General features: G+C 60.8%; 14 protein-coding genes. 1 reads left to right on the top strand and 13 read right to left on the bottom strand.

The annotated features are described in order from the left end of the window. Positions 1–248: 248 nt before the first annotated feature. The 11 genes from F4V43_RS01410 to F4V43_RS01360 form a co-directional block, all read right to left on the bottom strand. A complete protein-coding gene (locus F4V43_RS01410; RefSeq protein WP_150456457.1) occupies positions 249–1,625 on the bottom strand; it encodes an FAD-dependent oxidoreductase in 1,377 nt (458 codons plus the stop codon). A 286-nt stretch (positions 1,626–1,911) separates the two neighbouring features. Beyond that, positions 1,912–3,546: a formate--tetrahydrofolate ligase gene (locus tag F4V43_RS01405; RefSeq protein ID WP_150456456.1), complete on the bottom strand. Its 1,635-nt coding sequence runs from the start codon at positions 3,544–3,546 to the stop codon at positions 1,912–1,914. Between the two features lie 225 nt (positions 3,547–3,771). After that, positions 3,772–4,113 carry a DUF3243 family protein gene (locus tag F4V43_RS01400; protein WP_150456455.1) on the bottom strand — a complete coding sequence of 114 codons (342 nt, stop codon included), beginning with the start codon at positions 4,111–4,113 and terminating at the stop codon, positions 3,772–3,774. Positions 4,114–4,243: 130 nt separating this feature from the next. Continuing rightward, positions 4,244–5,146 carry a D-alanyl-D-alanine carboxypeptidase family protein gene (locus F4V43_RS01395; protein WP_150456454.1) on the bottom strand — a complete coding sequence of 301 codons (903 nt, stop codon included), beginning with the start codon at positions 5,144–5,146 and terminating at the stop codon, positions 4,244–4,246. A gap of 81 nt (positions 5,147–5,227) precedes the next feature. After that, complete coding sequence (locus F4V43_RS01390; protein ID WP_150456453.1) at positions 5,228–6,781, bottom strand: DEAD/DEAH box helicase; 1,554 nt, start codon at positions 6,779–6,781, stop codon at positions 5,228–5,230. A 138-nt stretch (positions 6,782–6,919) separates the two neighbouring features. Continuing rightward, positions 6,920–8,590, bottom strand: a complete 1,671-nt coding sequence (locus F4V43_RS01385) for an ABC1 kinase family protein (RefSeq protein WP_150456452.1) — start codon at positions 8,588–8,590, stop codon at positions 6,920–6,922. Next, complete coding sequence (locus tag F4V43_RS01380; protein WP_150456451.1) at positions 8,587–8,934, bottom strand: phasin family protein; 348 nt, start codon at positions 8,932–8,934, stop codon at positions 8,587–8,589. The genes F4V43_RS01385 and F4V43_RS01380 overlap by 4 nt, the downstream gene beginning before the upstream one ends. A gap of 125 nt (positions 8,935–9,059) precedes the next feature. Next, positions 9,060–9,698 carry a ThuA domain-containing protein gene (locus F4V43_RS01375; protein ID WP_150456450.1) on the bottom strand — a complete coding sequence of 213 codons (639 nt, stop codon included), beginning with the start codon at positions 9,696–9,698 and terminating at the stop codon, positions 9,060–9,062. Between the two features lie 142 nt (positions 9,699–9,840). Continuing rightward, positions 9,841–10,650 (bottom strand): uroporphyrinogen-III synthase, encoded by an 810-nt coding sequence (locus tag F4V43_RS01370; RefSeq protein WP_150456449.1) that lies wholly within the window; start codon positions 10,648–10,650, stop codon positions 9,841–9,843. A gap of 194 nt (positions 10,651–10,844) precedes the next feature. Further along, the gene (locus F4V43_RS01365) at positions 10,845–12,857 is read right to left on the bottom strand and encodes a methyl-accepting chemotaxis protein (RefSeq protein ID WP_150456448.1); all 2,013 of its coding nucleotides are present in this window, start codon (positions 12,855–12,857) and stop codon (positions 10,845–10,847) included. A gap of 180 nt (positions 12,858–13,037) precedes the next feature. Continuing rightward, positions 13,038–13,433 (bottom strand): Fur family transcriptional regulator, encoded by a 396-nt coding sequence (locus F4V43_RS01360; RefSeq protein WP_150456447.1) that lies wholly within the window; start codon positions 13,431–13,433, stop codon positions 13,038–13,040. 247 nt (positions 13,434–13,680) lie between these two features. Between F4V43_RS01360 and F4V43_RS01355 the strand changes: the two genes are divergently transcribed. Next, complete coding sequence (locus F4V43_RS01355) at positions 13,681–14,802, top strand: GGDEF domain-containing protein (protein WP_150456446.1); 1,122 nt, start codon at positions 13,681–13,683, stop codon at positions 14,800–14,802. Between the two features lie 24 nt (positions 14,803–14,826). Here F4V43_RS01355 and F4V43_RS01350 read toward each other — a convergent pair whose 3' ends face one another. Together F4V43_RS01350 and F4V43_RS01345 are read right to left on the bottom strand one after the other, a co-directional pair. Then, positions 14,827–15,945 (bottom strand): Ger(x)C family spore germination protein, encoded by a 1,119-nt coding sequence (locus F4V43_RS01350; protein WP_191089425.1) that lies wholly within the window; start codon positions 15,943–15,945, stop codon positions 14,827–14,829. Then, the gene (locus F4V43_RS01345; protein ID WP_150456444.1) at positions 15,942–17,042 is read right to left on the bottom strand and encodes a GerAB/ArcD/ProY family transporter; all 1,101 of its coding nucleotides are present in this window, start codon (positions 17,040–17,042) and stop codon (positions 15,942–15,944) included. The genes F4V43_RS01350 and F4V43_RS01345 overlap by 4 nt, the downstream gene beginning before the upstream one ends. Position 17,043: the final 1 nt, after the last annotated feature.

Here is a 17,043-nt window from a genome sequence, read left to right as displayed (position 1 = left end):
CTCATTTTAACCCGGAGCCTCATACAATAACGTGATAAATATCACGTTCAGAAAGAGTAAGTGAAAATTTTCACCAACACGTCAAAAAAGCACAGCGCCTGCCCGCACATGCCCCGCTTCGCCTTGTTCCGATCTGCCTTCTTCTCGGCTCGGAGCACCTCCGTCAACGCTCCGTCCGGGCACGACGCCATAACAAAAAGCCGTCCGGCAGGTGCCGGACGGCTGTGGTTAATCGTCACTTCTCTCGCTTATTTCGTTCCGACAAGCTCTTGGGTCTCGGTCTTCGCGCCCGTCTTGGGCAGCGCCTGCAGCCCGGCCGTGTTCAAGAAGTTCCACGGCTTGTTGTAATGCGGCTGGAAGAAGAAGTCGATGAAGGCGAGCTGGTCTACGGTCATTCCGTTCTGGATGCAGACGGACACGGTATTGATCGACTGCGTCAGATCCATCTTCGACATGATCTGGGCTCCGAGAATGCGGCGCGTGGACCGCTCGAACACGACCTTGAGCTGCACCTGCTCATGCGTCGGCATGAACTCGGGCCGGTAGTTGTCGGTAATCATCACGGCTTCGGCGTCGATGCCTTCCGCCTTGGCGGCATCTTCCGTAAGGCCGGTGCCGGCAATGTTGTCCTCGTAAATCTTGATGCCCGATGTTCCTTGAGTGCCCATATAAGGAATGGTCTCCGCAACAAGGTTGCGGGCAACCAGCGTACCCATCCGGACAGCGTTGGTCGCAAGCGGGATATAGGCGCTTTTGCCGGTCGGGTTGTAATGGATGGCGCAGCTGTCGCCGGCGGCGAACACATCGGGAGCGCTGGTCCGCATGAATTTATCGACAAGGATTGCACCGTTCGGCAGCATTTCGACCTGGCCTTTCAACAGCTCCGTATTCGGGCGGAAGCCGATGCAGAGAATAACCAGATCGCTCTCGTAGCGTCCCTTGTCGGTCAGGACGGTTGTCACTTTGCCGTCCTTGCCTTCAAATCCCGTCACTTTCTCGCCCAGCGCAAGCGCGATGCCGTGATCGCTCAGGCTCTGCTCAATCGGGCCGGTGAACTCGGCGTCCAGGTATTTGCTCAGAATCCGTTCTTCGGCGTCAACCAGCGTCACTTCCTTGCCGTTCATCTGGAAGGCTTCAACCAGCTCAACGCCGATATATCCGGCGCCGACTACCGTGATTCGTCTGACGCTCTGCGCTTTTTCAATAATCGTATTGGAATGGTTAAAGTTCTTGGAGAGCAGAATGTTGTCCAGCTCCATCCCCGGCAGCTTCGGCACAATCGGCCACGAGCCGGTGGTGACAATCAGCTTGTCGTAGGTATCGCCGAATTCTTCCCCGGTCACCAGGTTCTTGGCGCGAAGCGTCTTGGCCTTCGTATCGACCATTGTGACTTCATGCCGCATCTTGGTCTTTACGCCAAGCTCGGCCAGCTTCTCCGGCGAAGAGTAGAACAGCCCCTGCGGGTCCTGAACGACGCCCCCGACGTAGAGCGCGATGCCGCAGGACAGGAATGAAATATTATCATTGCGTTCGTAGACCGTGATCTCCGCTTCCGGGTAGAGCTGTGCTGTATTGACAATTGCCGCGGTGCCGGCATGGGTACATCCGATAACTGCTACTTTCATGATTTCTTCCTCCTCCAAAGGGTTGTTTCGTGTCTGATGTGATATTTTTCACTTTATGCACTTATTATATTGTGACATATATCACAAAGCAACTGTTTTTGTGCTTGTTTTCACAATGTTCACATTTACGCAAGAAATCTGCAAGCTTCGGAACCCTTAGAGAAACGACCTGAAGGATAGCGTTCCCCGAACGGCCGCCAATTATGAAGAAGCACAAAAAGCCCCGCAGCGCGCGACGCGCCGCAGGACTTCCCGATTGCTGCTGATGCAGAAATTGCCGCTTCTCCTAAGACAGACCGGCAATCCGCCCGTTCTCATCCACATGCACGGCTTCCGCCGCCGGCTTGGCCGGAAGACCGGGCATCGTTACGATGCTGCCGGTAATGACTACCGCGAATCCGGCCCCAAGCGACAGCGTAATATCGCGAACCTGGACCGTGAATCCTTCGGGAGCCCCGAGCAGGCGGGGCTGATCCGAGAACGAATACGGCGTCTTCGCCATGCAGACCTGCAGCTTGTTCAGTCCAAGCCGCTCGATCATGGCCAGGCTGCGTTTGGCCGCCGGACTGAAAGCGACCGAAGACCCCCGGTAGATCTCTGTCACAATCTTCGTGATCTTCGCCGGAATGTCGAGTTCGTCTTCATACAGAGGAGCGAATGCCGCCGGCTTGCCTTCATCCAGCAGCTTCATTAAGGCCGCGGCCAGCTCCTGGCCTCCGGCGCCGCCCTCCGCCCATACCCGAGAGAGCGCCGCCGGGACGCCCAGCCGGGCGCAGGCTGCCAGCACTTCCTCCACCTCGGCCGGATGATCGCCCTCGAAGTGGTTCAGCGCCACCAGCACCGGAACGCCGAATTTGCCGAGATTCTCCACATGCCGCTCCAGATTCGAAAGTCCCGCCAGCAGCGCCGGCCGGTTCGGGGCATACAGCTCTTCCTTTCCCGCTCCCCCGTTGTACTTCAGGGATTTCACCGTAACTACGAGCACCGCCGCCGAAGGCGCAAGACCGGCCTGACGGCATTTGATGTCCATGAATTTCTCGGCGCCAAGGTCGGCGCCGAAGCCCGCTTCGGTTACAACGACATCGCCCAGCTTCAGCGCATAGCGGGTTCCGATCACGCTGCTGCACCCGTGGGCGATATTGGCGAACGGCCCCCCGTGCACGATGACGGGCGTTCCTTCCAGCGTCTGAACGAGGTTCGGCTTCACCGCTTCCTTCAGCAGCGCCGTCATGGCATCCACCGCACCCAGCTTCTCGGCCGTTACCGGACGCCCGTCCCGGTCATAGCCGACCAGCATCCGGCCGAGCCGTTCCCGCAGGTCCGCAAGATTGCTGCACAGACACAGCACCGCCATGATCTCCGAGGCCGTCGTAATCTGGAATCCGCTCTCCCGCACCGGCCCGTTGCCGTCTCCAAGTCCGGTGACAATGCTCCGCAGACTGCGGTCGTTCATATCCATGACGCGTTTCCAGACAATCCGCTGCGGGTCCAGACCGAGCGCATTACCCTGGAACAAATGGTTGTCGATCATGGCCGCCAGCAGATTATGCGCCGACGTCACCGCATGAATATCCCCGGTAAAATGCAGATTGATCTCGTCCGCCGGCACGATCTGCGCCCGGCCGCCGCCGGTTGCTCCGCCTTTCATGCCAAGACACGGACCGAGAGAAGGCTCCCGCAGCGCCGCCACCGTCTTGACCCCGCAGGCGTTGAGCGCCTGGGACAGCCCGATGGTGGTCAAGGTCTTGCCTTCGCCGGCCGGGGTCGGATTGACCGCCGTTACCAGTACCAGCCGTCCGTTGGGCCGGTCCTTCAGCTCTTCCCACAGCGAGGGCGCCAATTTGCCCTTGTATTTGCCGTACAACTCCAGATGTTCCTCCGCAATTCCCGCTTGCGCGGCCACTTCCGCAATTCGCTTCATCGTCTGCTGTTACCCTCCTGCCGCCTGATCCGGCGTCCTTGTCTTATCCGATCTTCCCCGAAGAGGACGGTGGGCGTCAAGGTTTATTTTCACAGACGGACCGGCTCTCCCTGCACCGGCCAGCGCAGCAGACCCTTGACGCACAAGAAAGAGGCGCAGACCAGCTGCGCCTCTCTCCTTCTGCCCAGGATGCCTTGGAGCATCCGAATCGTACAAGTCCATCCATCAGGAAGACTGGGCCAGCTTCACCAGCAGGTGAGCCAGCTTGTGCCGCTCTTCCTTCGTGCCCAGCTTCCACAGCTCCAGCAGCAGCTTCTCTTCACTGTTGCGGGGCTCCTCGTGGGCCGCCAGATAATCGGCTACCTTCTCCGCCGCCACGGCGAGCTGCTCCTCGCCGAGTCCGATTTTCTCCGCGAGGTGAATGCGCTTGCTCAAATATCCCTTGAAAGACTCGAAGTTCTCCAGAATCGCATCCCGCTGTTCCGGCTCAATCCGGTCCAGCGTCTCCTTCACCCGGCCGACCTCCACGCTGCCGTCCTTGCTCACCATATGATTATGTTCGGACATTGTGAACTCCTCCTTCCGGATTAACATCCGTAGTTGTCCACTACTTAACCGGAGGGGAAGAAGGTGAATCAGACCGGCTCCTTAAGCGAACAAAAGGCTCCGCCTCTGGGGCGGAGCCTGGCTCGTCCCGCTACTTGCTGGCCGGGACCGCATTCTCGTATTCCTCCAGCGTCAGCCCGCCGGAAGCGATGATTCCCGCCGCCTCCGTGCCGACATACCGGATATGCCAAGGCTCGTACTTGTAGCCGGTGATGCTCTCCTTGCCCTCGGGGTAACGGATAATGAAGCCGTATTCGGAGGCATGCTCCGCCAGCCATTCCGCTTCCTTCGTTCCGGCAAAACAGCTCTCGGCTGCGCACTTGCCTTCGCTTCCCGACACGTCAATGGCAAGCCCCGTCTGGTGCTCGCTGTACCCGGGAACCGCGCTGTAGGTCCGCGCCTTCTCTTCGCCGTCGCGCGCCGCATAGGCGTTGAACAGACTGCGCTGCGTCTTCTCCGAACGGTAGGCCGACACGCCAGCGAGGTAGACCCCGTCCTTCTGCGCCGCGCCGAACATCCGCTCCAGCGCCTCTGCCGCTTCCTTGCGCATCATCCGCTTCTCGATCTTCTCCTTGAAGAGGAACCGGACCTCGGGATAGACCAGATCATCCGGACGGTATTGGCCCGGCAGGCCGTACTGCTTGTTGACCATCACCGTTACGCTGTCCGGATCGGTAACGACCGACTGCGCTCCTCCGCCGGCGGCGGAAGAGGGCTTGGACGAAGGAGAGGCCGCGGGCACCCCGGCCGGCGACGGAGCGGGCGCCGCCGTCCCGTCCGGTCCGGACGAAGCAGCCGGGACCGCCGAAGCCGGAAGCGGCGATAAGGACGCTTCCGGCGGCTGGGTGGATTCGGCGCCTGCGCCGGTCTGCACACCGGTTCCGCCGCCGCCGTCGCGGTCTGCCCACTCCGACGGAAGGCCGTATCTTCCGAATCCCCAGCCGATTCCTATCACCACAAGGATCAGCAGGGCCATCACCAGTTTCTTATTCATGATGCAGGTACCTTCCTCTCTCAAAATACCGGCCCGGTTCATCTGCCGCCGGGCCTCTGCCGATCCGGGACCCGGGCCGGCTTACCGGCCGCTGCGCCCGCCCGGACGGCCGCCACGGCTGCCGCCGCTGCGTCCCTGACCCTGGCTGCGGCCCCCGAAGGAGCCGCCTTGGCCCTGACCCCCGCGCGGCCCCTGGCTCGCGCGGCCCGGCTTGCCGCCGCGGCTGTCCGCCGCCGGGCGTCCGCCCTGGCCCTGTCCGCCGCGCTTCGCAGCGGCGGGACCTGCCTGCGGCCGGCCTCCCCGGCCGCCGCCTGCGGGCGCTCCGTAGCCGCCCGCGTCCTTGCCCCGGCTTCCCGGCCGGGAGCCGGCACTGCCGCGCGCGCCGCCTGCGCCGCGCGTCTCCGCCGGGCCGCGGCCGCCCTGCCGGGCCGCAGCCGGTCCGCCTCCGCGCGCGGTGCGCGGGGCGCTGTCCTTGCGGCGGCCGCCGGATGCGCCGCCGCCCGCGGCCTCGACGAGCTCGCCGCGCTCATAGCGGCGGCGCTCCAGCCGCTGCGAGATGCCGCGCTCGATGATCTCCAGACCGGCGCGGTCATGCGGAGAGGCCAGCGTAATCGCCATGCCCTTGCCTCCGGCGCGGCCGGTCCGGCCAATCCGGTGGATATAGCTGTCTGCGTCGAGCGGCAGATCGTAATTGAAGACATGCGTCACGCCTTCCACATCCAGCCCCCGGGCTGCCACATCTGTCGCAACCAGAAGCTGAAGCTTCGCCTCGCGGAACGTCTTCATCACCTGCTCGCGCTTGTTCTGCGACAGATCTCCATGAAGCTCGTCGCAGTCATAGCCGGCTTCCCGAAGCGCGTTGTTCAGCTTCGAGACCCGCCGCTTCGTCCGGCAGAAGATCATGGCCAGATAGGGGCGGTCCCGCTCGATCAGCGACTTCAGGGCACTTTCCTTCTGCCGGTCCGTGCATTCCACCACAAGCTGGCGGATGTTCGACAGCGGAATCGGCGAATTGCCCCGGATCGTAATGTCCACCGGCTGCTTCATATAGAACGAGGCCAGCCGCTTGATCGGCTCGGGCATCGTCGCCGAGAACAGCATCGTCTGGCGCCGGGACGGAACGGCGGTAATGATGCTCTCCACCTCTTCCAGAAAGCCCATGTGGAGCATCTGGTCGGCTTCGTCGAGCACCAGCATGTTCACGCCGCCCAGGCTGAGCGTCTCGCGCCGCATGTGATCCAGCAGGCGTCCCGGCGTGCCGATAATCAGATGGCGGCCGCCTTCCAGCTTGCGCAGCTGCTTCTCCACATCCTGGCCGCCGTATACCGCCAGCAGCCGGATGCCGGTCCCCTGCGTCAGCTTCTTCGCTTCCTCAGTGATCTGCAGAGCCAGCTCCCGCGTAGGCGCCAGAATCAGCGCCTGGGGATAAGCTTTCTCCGGTTTGATTTTATCGAGAATGGGCAGCAGGAACGCCAGCGTCTTGCCTGTCCCCGTCTTGGCCCGGGCAATGACGTCCAGTCCCTGAACGAGCGGAGGAATCGCCTCCGTCTGTACCGGCGTCGGCACCGCGATGCCCTGTCCTTTTAACGTTGTGCTTAAACTTACCGAAACGCCTAAATCCTGAAATCCCGGCACTTCGTCACCTCACCTTTATCAAATTGATCGGGGAGGAGAAGCAGCGCGGGAAGAGTCCCGGTTATCTCCGGGTCCCTTCCCGCTGTCTGCCCCGCTCCCGCATGTATGGGCCGCTCTGCGGCGCATGCCGCTCCCGGCCTAGAACCTTCCTGATTTGAAGATGGAGTACAGCAGCCAGACGAACATCAGCATCGCCACGACCGAACCGATCTCCACAATGGGGAAATCCCACAGCAGCGTCGGCTCTCCCCGCAGCGAGGAGCCGATGATCAGCGCCGCCATGATAATGCTGAACGCCAGCAGCACGATGCTGAATGACAGCCGGTTGCCGACCCGGTCCAGCTTGCGCGGGAGATGATCCAGTCCCGGAACCCCGATCTCCACCTTCAGCTTGCCCTTGCCGATCGTCTCCGAGAGCTGCCGGGCTTGTCCCGGCAGCTCCAGCAGACCCTCCGCCAGATCGGCGGCGCCGCTAATCAGCTTCCGCTGGATGCGCTGGCCGCTGAACCGCTGGCGCAGCAGCTTCCGGCCGAACGGCTCCGCCATCTGGATGATGCTGAACGACGGGTCCAACCCTTCGGCTACCCCCTCCAGCGTCAGCAGCGTCTTGGCGAGCAGCGTCAGCTCCGGCGGGATCGACAGGCGGTGCCGCCGGGCCACGCCGAACAGGTCGTTCAGCGCGGCGCCGATGCTGATCTGGCTGAACGGAACATCATAATATTCGTCCCGAAGCGCATCCATGTCCTCGTACAGCGCGGCCCGGTCCACCTCTTCCGGAACGACCCCGAGCCGAAGAATGGCCCGGACCAGCGCGTCGGTATTGCGGCGCATCAGCGCGATGACCAGGCCCGACAAGTGATCCTTCGTCTCCTCGCTGATCCGCCCGACCATTCCGAAGTCAATCAGCGCCAGCCGCCCGTCGGGAAGCAGCAGCAGATTGCCCGGATGCGGGTCGGCATGGAAGAAGCCGTCGATGAAGATCTGCTTAAGCATGATCTCGATTGTCCGCTGCACAATATCCTTCAGATCGCCGCTCTGGGCGAGCAGCTCCTCCGGCCGGTTCAGCGTAATGCCTTCCACGTATTCCATCGTCAGCACGCGGGCCGACGAGTAGTCCCAGTAAATCGACGGAATATGAACCCGTTCATCGTCGCGAAGCTGCTGGGCGATCCGCTCCGCGTTCCGTCCTTCCTGAATATAGTCCAGCTCGGCCAGCAGCGAACGGGAGAATTCTTCGGCCATCCGGTAGAGACCGTACTGTCTGGCCCAATCCAGCTTCCGCTCGGCCAGCGCCGTCAGATCGCGAAGAATCTCAAGGTCCCGCCGCATCATCCGCATGACGCCCGGGCGCTGGATCTTCACCGCTACCCGTTCTCCCGAATGCAGGACGCCGCGGTGCACCTGACCGATGGAAGCCGCTGCGAGGGGCGCATCCTCCAGATAGGAGAACAACGCATCCACCGGATGCTCCAGCTCCTTCTCCAGGATGGCCCGGGCCGTCTCCGCCGGAACAGGCGGCACGTGATCCTGCAGCTTCACCAGTTCCTGGATGACCGACTCGGGCAGCAGATCGGCGCGCGTGCTCGCCAGCTGGCCCAGCTTGACGAAGGTCGGGCCGAGATCCTCCAGCAGAGCGCTGATGCGTTCGCCGAGCGTACGGCTCTCATGCGCCTGCTGGCGGGTAAGCTTCCGGGGCAGGGACAGCACCCGGTACAGACCCAATTCCTCCACCATATAGCCAAAGCCATGGCGCATCAGCGCCATGGCGATATCCCGGTAGCGTCCGGCCTGTCTGATCCGAACCATCAATCACTCTGGGCATCCGGCTGCGTGCCTTCCAGCCGGGAGATTCCCTCAAGCTCGGCCAGCCGGCGTTCCAGCACGGCAATCCGTTCCTCCAGTGCCGCAACCTCGTCCTGGGTCGGCACCTTCAGCTCTTTCAGCACCTTCTGCACCTGCTCCTGCACGGCATTCTTGAAATAGCCGCGCTCCTCTTCGCCCCGTTCGACCAGCCGGTCGACCAGCGCCTTGGATTCCGAAGGAGCCACTTCGCCCCGCTTGACGAGCTCATCGACGACCTTCTCCACTTTCTCCTTGCTCACAACGGTCAATCCGACTCCGAAAGAGATGGCTTTCTTAAACAAATCGCTCATGACAATTCCTCCTTGGATTCCGTTATTGAATGGAGTTCACCCGGTACCATTATAGCCCAAAGCGGGAGGGATTTCTAAAGGATGCCAGGAGGTCCGCGCCTTCCCCGACCATGCTGCGGCTGCGGTCAGCTCTGCGCAGGAATGCGCGCCGCCCATTTGGCGGAACGGAGCAGCAGCTCCCGAACAGCCGGATGATGGAAGGAAGGCTCATGGTGTCCCGGCATCAGGAAGACCACCCGGCCCTGGCCGTAGCTGTGGCTCCAGGCCGCCGGCCACCATTCTCCTTCATGCTCGTACTCCAGCAGCACCGTCTTCTCCGTGAACGGGTCAAAATCAAACCGGTACGGCTCCTCCTCCAGCGTGAAGGGCTCCAGTCCTTCCGTAATGACATGCTCGCCCGGCCGGAAGTTCAGTTCGGTGTAGGGCGGGTGTCCGGTGAACCGGGCTCCGAACAGCTGGGCCAGCTCATAGCGGGACGCCAGCGAAATGCCGGTATGAAGCACGATCAGGCCCCCGCCTCCGCTGACATAGTTCAGCAGCCCCGCCGTCTGCTGCGGCGAGACGTGCTCGCTCCACAGTTCATTGTATGCGATGCACAGGTCATAGCCTGCAAGATGCTCTTCAAGCAGCAGCTTGCGGTTCTCCGAGCATTGCACCGTCATCATATCGCCCAGAATGTGCGTGATCTCTTTGTCGATTCCCTGCAGCGGGTGGAAGTGCGGATGCGTATATTCCCCCAGCAGCAGGCATTTTCTCTTATCCATGCGTAAGTCCTCCTTAGGCCGCCTTGTCCAAGAATGCCCAATGCGCCCTATCTGATACTGCCCTTCCTGTCTGACACTGCCCTTATTGTAAGTAAAATACCCCGCGATGTCCACGCGGCCGCGCCGCAGGCATCGGCGGCCCTTATCGCTCCGCCAGATACCGGCTGAGCTCGACCATCATGCTGCCCATGCGCTCCTGCTCGGGCACCACAATCCGTCCGACCCCGGCTTCGCGCAATCCGTCGGCGGTAATCCGCCCGACAGCCAGCGCAATGACGCGGGTCTCGAAGGCCGCGAGCATATCGTCCAGCCGGCCGCGAGCGGCGGCATACTCTGTCAGGAAGCGGGCCTGGGGCGCGCTTGTAAAAGCTACGGCGTCCACCTGGCCGCTTACGATCTCGTCCAGCAGCAGCTCCAGATCGCCGCTCTCCGGCGGGGTGTGCCGGTAAGGCAGCAGCACCCGCACGGACGCGCCCGCCTCCTCCAGCCAGCCGACGAGCCTTGGAGCCGGATCGCCGTGAAGCTGCAAGGCGGCGCGGACGCCCTCCAGCCTGTGCTCCGACAGACCGCGGATCAGGCCCTGGGTGCTGCCGTCGTCGTCGCGCACAAGCGGCGTCAGATTCCGCTTCTTCAGCGCAGCCACTGTCTTGTATCCGCGCGCCGCAATCTTCGCGCCGGCGAGCATTCGCTGAAGCTCGTCGGCCCGGCCCATTTCCTCCGCCACCCGGAACAGCGCGTCAAGCCCCATTCCGGTGGTCAGGATCACCCAGTCCGGCGGGCTCTCCAGCCAGTCTCCCAGTTCCCGGCGCAGGATTTCGTCATCCAGAAATACCGTTCCCTGAGCCGGACGCAGAAGCGCCGTCCCGCCCATGCCGGTCACGAGCTTCGCCATCTCTTCCGACCGGCGGGGTCCCGCCAGCGCAACCCGTATCCCCTTTAATCGTTCACCCATTGCCGCACCCTTCCTTCCCGCCCGGCCGCAGCGGCCGGCCTCTCCCGTTATCCCGGAATTCATACCGAAGCGGCCGCCTTCTCCCGGAAGACGGCCGCTCTGGCGGCAATGCCTATTGCCTGAATCTTTCCGAATAGATTCAGTATACCCGCTGGGCACGGTCCGTGAAAAGCCCGGTCCCCGCTCCGGCAGCCTTATTCATCCGGGTTCTGCCCGCCGGATGCCCCGAGCCGGAAGCGTCCGACCAGTCCTTGAAGCTGTTCGGCCAATCTGCTGAGATCGGCGGCGGAAGAAGCGATCTCCTCGACGGAAGCGAGCTGCTGCTGCGCGGCCGCCGAGATGGTCTCGGTATTCTCCGCAACCTCGGTCGAGATGTGGCGGATATCGCCGATCGACTGCTCCATGCTGTCCTTCTCCGTATTCAGCCGGCGAACCGCCTGTTCCATCGCTTCGATGGATTCAGCGGCTTCCTTGACGGCCCGGCGGATGCGCGAGAAGGACCGTCCGCTCGTATCGACCGCGGCAATGCCTTCGGACATCTTGCTGCGGGCATGGTTCATGGTTCCGCCCGCCTGCCTCATATCCTCCGAGATCGACCCGATCTCCTCGGCGATCCGCTGCGCCGACCGCTCCGATTCCTCGGCCAGCTTGCGGACTTCGTTCGCCACAACCGCGAAGCCCCGGCCCTGCTCGCCCGCCCGCGCCGCTTCGATCGACGCGTTCAGCGCAAGCAGGTTGGTCTGCCGCGCAATCCCCGCGATGACCCCTACGATGCCGCCGATATGACCGGCCCGTTCATTCAGCCGGTCAATGACCTCGCCAAGCTCGCCGACCGTCTCCTGAATCCCGTCCATCTTCTCGACTACGCTCAGAACCGATTCTTTGCCGTCGGAAGCGGAATTCAAGGCTCTGTCCATCGCTTCGGACACCGCATTCATGTAGCCGGTAATCCGTACGGCTTCTCCCGCAGTAGCCGCTACGCTCTCCGTTCCTTCCCGGACGCTCCGCACCTGCCGCTCCGTTGCCGCCGCAACTTCCTGAATCGCAATGGTCACATGCTCAATCGCCTGCGTGGTCTGTTCCGCTCCGGCGTTCAATTCCTCGGCGGACGACGACACATTGTCCGTCATGTCCTGAACGCCGACAATCATCCCGCGGAGATTGTCGACCATGGTCTGAAAGTGGGCGGCCAGCGTGCCGATCTCATCTCTGCGGAAGGCGCCGACCGGCTTGGACAGGTCGCCCCGGCTGATGTTCTCGGTCGCTGCCCGAAGCCGTTCCAACGGGCGGGTGATCGACCGGATATTCAGGAAGATCAGCCCCAGCGCAATGACGACAGAGACGGCGACGACCGCGATCGCCGTATCGCGAATTCCTCCTGTGGCCTCCTTGATCTCCGACATGGAGATGGTGCCGCCGACTCTCCACCCGGTCTGTTCATTCTCCTGGTAGAGCATCATCTGGCGGCTTCCTTTGTAATCATAAGTGAAGCTGCCGGAGCTTCCCTCGAACATTCGTCTGACGTATGCGTCGGAGGATTCCCGGCCTGCCGTTTCGGTAGGATGAACCAGAAACTTCTTGCTGTTGTCAATCAGCACGACATAGCCTTCCCGGCCGACCTTCAGATTGGTCAGCTCCTTAATCTGCTTGAGGTTCAGGTCGATGGATACGACGCCGCGCCCGTCCTTCAGAACCGAGGATACCGCGACAGCCGTCTCGCCGGACGGAGTCCGGAAGGCGGGCGAAATGACAGCCCCCTGACCGTGCTTCAGCGCATCCACATAGAAGCTTTCTTTGCGCGGATCATAGCCTGCCGGCAGGGCCGTCTCCGATGACTGGATTAGCTTCGCCCGGCTCGTCGCCACGTAGAGATTCAGCGCATCGGGGTGAAGGGCTTCATACTGGTCCAGCTTCGCCTTAAGCGCCCCGGTCTTGCCGCTCTCCACCTCGGCATTTACCGCATCCGAACTGATCTGCAAAGCGAAATAGGCAATATCGTTAAGCTTCGCCTCGATGTTCGACGCGATAATTTCATTAACGGCCGCCACGCTCTCGCGGGCGCTGCCCGCCAGCTCGTTCTCGATCTCGGAGCTGGCGGAATGATAAGTCGTCCAGCCAATGACCAGACTCGGCGCCAGCAGGACCAGCAGATAGGTGGCAATCATTTTGCTGCGTATCGTAAGATTCCAGGACCTTCTCGATTTCATACCAGATTCACTCTCTTTCTAGGCAGGAATAGGTACTATATCGACTTGGGAATCCCGTTTATTTATTCAATTTCCTTCAAAATTCTACTGACTTTCTTCAAAATAAAAAGAAGCCGGGAACGTGTCTCGGCTTCTTGCGTTATGTTGCTGTGCATCACAGCGGCCGGAGCCAGCCGGCCGTCAGCCGCTTACCTGTCCCCGGCAAGCCGGGCAGACCCCTTCAAATACAACATGGGCATGATCCACCGAATAGCCCGTTGCCTGGGCTACCTCATCCATCCATTCCTCCGGAACGGGAAGCAGCACCTCATCCACCGCGCCGCATACTTCGCACATAATATGCTGATGTTCATCCGTACGCGCATCGTATCGGCTTGAGGCTTCTCCGAGCTTCAATTCCCGGATCAGCTGCTTGTCGGTTAAATAACGAAGCGAGTTATATACCGTCCCGTATGCCAAATTATGGCCCTTCTCCACCAGCCGGTTCATGACCTCGGCAGCGGTGGGATGGTCGGGAGACGAACGAACGATATCGTAAACGGCCTGGCGTTGGGAAGTCAGATTCAGATTTCGCACATCGAATCACCCTACTCTTATTTTTAGATCAAGTATAAATCGTTTCCCGGCATTGGTCAACCGGGCGTTACTCTATACCTATATCGTATCTATTTAATGAAGAATATGACGGTCTTCTTCCGCAATTTTCGCTCTTTTTCGATATTTTTCTTCGTTCCGGGCTGCTTTTTCCGTTACACTGATTAGAGGCCGATCCGTTCTTTGTCTTCGAAGCCTCTACTCTACATACAAGGAGCATCTGAATGCCATGTTGATTACGCCCCTGGCCAGCAGTCTGTTCGCCAATTTCTGCATTTTGGCCACGTTCGTTTTTATTGCAGGCATGCTGTCCAAACGCTATGTCCCCGCCGGACACGCTTTCAGCCTGCTCGGTTCCGTCAATGCCGGGCTTCTGTTCGGCATCTTCGGGATTGTGCTGATGAGCTATTCGTTTCCCGTGGGGCATCACACTTATGCCAATCTGCGCCATTTAACTATCGTGCTTGCGGCCACCTACGCCGGCTGGCTGCCTTCCTTGATCTGCTCGGTCCTGCTGGCGGTCAGCCGTGTTCTGTTCTATCAGCTTAACTATGAATCGGTATCCGCAGCGGTCAGCCTGCTGGTGAGCGGCCTGGGCTGCTGCCTGATCTCCCGCCTGCCCTGGGATCGGCTTCGCAAAATGACCGTGTCCAATCTGCTTAATCTCATTATCATTCTCGCAACGCTGGTCAACAATCTGGGCGGCTGGAATGCCGCCATGACGATCTACCCCGTTCAGCTCATCGCCGTCTTGGGCGCCGGACTCGTCATCTATTATATTGCGGAATACATCCAGCGCTCCAACGAGCTCTATTCCCAGCTCCAGATTTCGGCCACAACCGATTATCTGACCGGACTGCACAACCTTCAGCAGTTCCACCGCTATCTGGATCTGGAGCTCGACCGGTCGGAGCGAAGAAGCGAGCCGCTGTCGCTGCTGGTGCTGGACATTGACCACTTCAAAGCGATTAATGATACGTACGGCCACCCGGCCGGAGATGCCGTCCTGAAGCAGCTGGCCCACCGGCTGCGCAGCCATTCCCGTTCCTACGACTACGTCTCCCGCAACGGCGGGGAGGAGTTCGCCGTCCTGCTTCCGGATTGCTCGCTCGCGATGGCCCGCCGTGCCGGCGAACGCATCCGCTCGGCGGTGGCCGATGAGCGCTTCACCCTGCCGTCCGGCCAGAAAATCCCGGTTACCATCTCCATCGGCGCCGCTTCCTACCCGCAGGTGGTGGAAGAAGCAAGCGGCGAACTGCTGTTTCAGTATGCGGATCAGGCGCTGTATGAAGCCAAGAACTCCGGACGCAACCGGGTCGTCGCCGCTCAGGCAGCCCACATGGAGCGCTGATGCTCCAGAAGAAGCCTCCGCCGTCTAACGGATCATTCCCGAATATTTGATCTGGACCTTGACCTTGACCTTGATCTCCAGATCGGGAAGCCTTTCCTTCCAATCCTTCATCTCGTTCCTGTTGTCGAACCGGCGGGCTCCATAGTGGAGTCCCCAGCCGAGCGGGTCCGATTCGCTGTCTCTGAATTTGCGCAGCAATTCTTCGAACTGCTTCTCCAGCTTCTCCTCGCTCTCGCGGGCAAGCCGTTCCAGCAGATGCTGCGTCATCGTCTCTTCGCCGCTGCTCTCCTCCAGAATGCCGGCAATGGATACCTTATAGGTGAGCCGCGGCCGGCCGACATCCCCGGTAGACAGGCGATAACTGGCCTTCGACGTCTCGATATAGTATTCATACAGCTTGCCGTCATAGCGGGCCGGCAGATTAGTCTGCACATTCTTGCGCTCCAGCAGGTTGAAGAGCCGGGCCTCGTCCGGGTTCAGCGTTAGCCGGCTGCGGTGTTTGTCGAACAGGGCCATCCGGTCCATGATAAAGCCTGTTTTGCCACGGGCTTCAATAATGGTCAGCACAGGGTCCAGGCCGGGCTCGAACAGATTGCGGTACAAGCGGTAAGAGAAGACGCTTGTGATAAAGGGCGACTCCGTTCCCTGCCGGCTCAGCGACAGGATCAGCGAGTTAGACGGAATCTGTTCGGTTGAGGGCTTCAGCTTCAACACCTGCTCCGCAGTGGGGCTGCCGACGGCCACATTGAGGATCAGCTGCATATCCCGCCTCCGGACCACCCAGTCCATAATATGAAGGATATCCTTCCTGGCCTGTTCCTCGCCGATAATCAGCGCTTTGCAGTGCGCATAATCCAGCTCCTTCTCCACCCGGGATTTCAACAGACGCAGCGTCTCCGACAAGCTGTCGGCTTCCTGCGAGAGGACCGCCACTCTCTCCTGGGCTTTTGTAGGGTCTCCCTGCGGCAGCGCCAGCTTCAGGCTTACCCGGAATTTCTTGCCGCCGGAGCCGGGATCAATCCCGATGGCCGTCACGAACATCCGGCGGTCAATATCCTTGTAGTTGCTGATGCACCCGGACAGCAGCGGCAGCAGCAGCAGAATTCCGGCCAGCGCCGCCTTCCTCCGCCATGTCTTCTTCATGACGAAGCCCTCCCGGCCCTCCGGAAACAATAGAACAATAGCGCCAGCAGTGCCATCTCCCCGTACCAGCGGCATTCAAGAAACCAGAGGCCGAGCCGGCCGACCTCGTATTGGTTAAGCCGCATCAAATACAGTCCCAGCGCCGAGAACAGGGTTAGAATGGCCGCCTCGGCCCAGACCCGCCGCTTCGGCCGGAAGATCAGGCGTTTGGGAAGCAGGCTGGTCATCATCGACAGAGCCACATGCCAATGCACAATACAGCTGGTCAGCGACAGCGTCAGATAGGCGAAGTAGAAGATAAACACCATGCGCTCGATCAGGAACGAACTGATCCGGATGCTGTCGGCCGTCGAGAACCAGGTATACACCTGATGTCCAACCGCCTCCGTCCCGAAGAATCCGAACGGGATCAGGTAGGTGAACAGCAGACATACCAGTCCGAATACGCCGAACATCCAGAAATGGCGCGGTTTGAACGATTTGAACACCCGGTTGAAGATCACCAGATTCACATATCCGCTGAACAGATAGGTCGTTGCCGACAGGCAGCGGAGATCCGGCGCATGCCAGGCATAGGTCAGCATCTGCAAGACGGCATCCCATTCAAAATAAGGGTTGGAGAGCGCTTTGAAGAGCGAATAGAGAATGATCGGCAGGGTCAGAACCAGCAGCGTCTCCAGCCCGTACAGAATGGACAGCGGGTCTAGGCGGCAGCAGAGGCAGACCAGTACCAGGAAGCCGGCCATTACCATATACGTTCCGGTATCCGGGCTGATGAACCGCTGCGTTATATCGACAAAAGACAGCAGGGTTACCATTCCCGCCAGCAGCCAGAGCAGCGAGAAGGCGAACACCAGCGCCCCCGCCAGCGGCCGGGGCAGCGCCCCCGCCAGAATCTCGGGCAGCCCCTGGCGGGGGAACCGGCGGAGCAGCCGGGCAAAAGCATACACAAAGAGCGGAGCAATAACTGAAGCTGCCACAATCGACATCAAGGCCCCCTGGAAGCGGGCATTGACCAGCGTTCGCGGCACAAAAATAATGACGTTCATCAGGCAGTTCAGCAGAAACAGCGAGTAGAAATATCGGGTCTTGACCACA

This window comes from Paenibacillus spiritus, from assembly GCF_008710135.1.
Taxonomy (GTDB): Bacteria; Bacillota; Bacilli; order Paenibacillales; family Paenibacillaceae; genus Paenibacillus_AQ; species Paenibacillus_AQ glufosinatiresistens.
The sequence above is the reverse complement of the archived record's forward strand: the minus strand, read 5'-3'. Positions and strand labels throughout refer to the sequence as shown.

Bases quoted from the DNA above. Each gene is read 5' to 3' on its own strand.
- F4V43_RS01410 (WP_150456457.1), bottom strand. From the start codon at position 1,625: ATGAAAGTAGCAGTTATCGGATGTACCCATGCCGGCACCGCGGCAATT.
- F4V43_RS01405 (WP_150456456.1), bottom strand. From the start codon at position 3,546: ATGAAGCGAATTGCGGAAGTGGCCGCGCAAGCGGGAATTGCGGAGGAA.
- F4V43_RS01400 (WP_150456455.1), bottom strand. From the start codon at position 4,113: ATGTCCGAACATAATCATATGGTGAGCAAGGACGGCAGCGTGGAGGTC.
- F4V43_RS01395 (WP_150456454.1), bottom strand. From the start codon at position 5,146: ATGAATAAGAAACTGGTGATGGCCCTGCTGATCCTTGTGGTGATAGGA.
- F4V43_RS01380 (WP_150456451.1), bottom strand. From the start codon at position 8,934: ATGAGCGATTTGTTTAAGAAAGCCATCTCTTTCGGAGTCGGATTGACC.
- F4V43_RS01375 (WP_150456450.1), bottom strand. From the start codon at position 9,698: ATGGATAAGAGAAAATGCCTGCTGCTGGGGGAATATACGCATCCGCAC.
- F4V43_RS01370 (WP_150456449.1), bottom strand. From the start codon at position 10,650: ATGGGTGAACGATTAAAGGGGATACGGGTTGCGCTGGCGGGACCCCGC.
- F4V43_RS01365 (WP_150456448.1), bottom strand. From the start codon at position 12,857: ATGAAATCGAGAAGGTCCTGGAATCTTACGATACGCAGCAAAATGATT.
- F4V43_RS01355 (WP_150456446.1), top strand. From the start codon at position 13,681: ATGTTGATTACGCCCCTGGCCAGCAGTCTGTTCGCCAATTTCTGCATT.
- F4V43_RS01350 (WP_191089425.1), bottom strand. From the start codon at position 15,945: ATGAAGAAGACATGGCGGAGGAAGGCGGCGCTGGCCGGAATTCTGCTG.